Consider the following 1,557-nt stretch of genomic DNA (forward strand, 5'->3'; position numbering starts at 1 on the left):
GGTGATGTGGCCGCCGATGTGGACGAGGACGATGGCGCGGGTGCCCGGGGTGCGTGCGGCGTCGATGGCGCCGGCGGTGGCGGCGAGGCCGGCGTCGTAGAGGACGGGACGGGCGCCCGCGCGAATGGCGGCTTCCGCGGTGGCGTAGTTGGTGTTCGCTGGGACCAGGACGTCGGCGCCGCCGAGGTCGAGGGCCCGGACGATGATCTCCAGCGCGGCGGTGCCGGAGGAGACGGCGACGGCGTGGGCGGTTCGGGCCATTGTGGCGAAGGCCTGTTCCAGGTGCTGGGTGTAGGGGCCGAGGGTTAGCTGGCCGCTGTCGAGGATCGCGCCTGCGGCAGCATGGAACGTCGCCTTCTGCTGCGGTGTGAACGAGATGCGGAACGGTGGGATCACCGTGGTCATGGCGTTCTTCTCCTTTCCTCGGTCAGGCCGCGACGGTGGCCCACGGCTCGACGGCTACGAGGCCGTCGGGCACCGGCGGGGCGGGTCGGGGGTGGATGGGCAAGGCGACGCGGTGGCCGAGGATCTGCTCGGCGCAGTCGCGGGAGGCGTGTCCGGCGAGCGTCATCTTGCCGGTGCAGATGGTGTGCAGGCCGGTGATGCCGTCGTCGTCCCGGTGGTCGATGATGCGGTGGCCGGGGTTGAACAGGCCGCCGATGGCGTGGTCGGTGCCGACGTAGTCGGTCTTGCCGACGGTGTAGACGGTGGCGTCGTCGAGGTCGACGGTGCCGGGCTCCAGCAGTTCGCGCAGTTGCTGAAGGAGGAGTTGGGCGCGTTCCATGGTGACGGGGAAGCGGCGGCATCCGGCGATCTGTGGCTGGATGCCTCCGTAGAGGGAGGCGAGGACACTGCCGCGGGGGCCGGGCATGGCGACCGGCCCGGACTGGTTGGTGAAGATGATGCCTCGCGCGAGGGTGCCGGGCAGGCGCATCATCATATCGAGCCGGGACTTGAGGTCCGGGGCGTGCTTGGACTCCAGCTCGGCGAGGATGCGGCGGGTGCCAAGGCCGGCGGCCAGGACGATGTGGTCGGCCTCCAGCAGCTCGCCGCTGCCGGTGCGCACGGCGCGAGCCCTGCCGTTTGTGACGATGATGCTGTGTGCGGCGGTGCCCAGAACGAAGCGCACCCCGGCCGCGAGGCACTGGGCGGTGGCGGCTTCCAGGAGTCGGCGGGATGAGATGGCGCGCTCGGTGGTGGCGACCAGCTTCTGCCCGGCGACGGAACTGGCGCGCAGGCCTGGGACATCGGTGGCCTCCACAGCGCGGTGCGCGAGGTGGTGGGCGTCGAGTGCGGTCCGGAAGGCCTGCTCGTCGCCGGGGGCGAGGACATAGACGGCCTCGCCGGCGGGGATCTCGGCCTCGGGGGCGAGCCGGGAGTAGAAGTCCTGGGCCTCGCGGCAGAAAGCCACGATGTGCGGGGACTGGCGGGCGTAGAGGGCACCGGAGTGGAGCATGCCGTGGTTGGCGCAGGTGGCGCCGGAACCGACGCGTTCGACGTCCAGCACGGTCACTTTGTGGCCGGAACATGCAAGGCGGACGGCGGTGAGAAGGCCGG

The 1,557-nt window shown here is 71.3% G+C and carries 2 protein-coding genes; both read right to left on the reverse strand.

Annotation, left to right across the window (positions count from 1 at the left end; all coding sequences use genetic code 11):
• A partial coding sequence (locus AB0O00_RS38865) for a DegT/DnrJ/EryC1/StrS family aminotransferase (RefSeq protein WP_363659392.1) occupies positions 1–405 on the reverse strand: 405 nt, incomplete at its 3' end.
• Between the two features lie 22 nt (positions 406–427).
• Positions 428–1,557, reverse strand: a 1,130-nt coding sequence (locus AB0O00_RS38870; RefSeq protein ID WP_363659393.1) for an FAD-dependent oxidoreductase, incomplete at its 5' end; no start/stop codon positions are given.

Origin of the sequence: Kitasatospora sp. NPDC093558 (assembly GCF_040683475.1) — a bacterium.
GTDB lineage: Bacteria > Actinomycetota > Actinomycetes > Streptomycetales > Streptomycetaceae > Kitasatospora.